This window comes from Serratia sp. Je.1.23.a (genome assembly GCF_051129805.1).
Taxonomy (GTDB): domain Bacteria; phylum Pseudomonadota; class Gammaproteobacteria; order Enterobacterales; family Enterobacteriaceae; genus Serratia; species Serratia liquefaciens.
Genome location: NZ_JBCPSR010000085.1, coordinates 1 through 264, shown reverse-complemented (window position 1 = coordinate 264; position 264 = coordinate 1). Strand labels below are relative to the sequence as shown.

The 264-nt window shown below is 52.7% G+C and carries 1 rRNA gene; it reads right to left on the bottom strand.

From position 1 onward, the window contains the following. Positions 1-264 (bottom strand): 16S ribosomal RNA (locus tag AAZT04_RS26300); the annotation flags it as partial.

Genomic DNA, 264 nt, shown 5'->3' with positions numbered 1-264 from the left:
CGCGAGTTCGCTTCTCTTTGTATACGCCATTGTAGCACGTGTGTAGCCCTACTCGTAAGGGCCATGATGACTTGACGTCATCCCCACCTTCCTCCGGTTTATCACCGGCAGTCTCCTTTGAGTTCCCACCATTACGTGCTGGCAACAAAGGATAAGGGTTGCGCTCGTTGCGGGACTTAACCCAACATTTCACAACACGAGCTGACGACAGCCATGCAGCACCTGTCTCAGAGTTCCCGAAGGCACTAAGCTATCTCTAGCGAA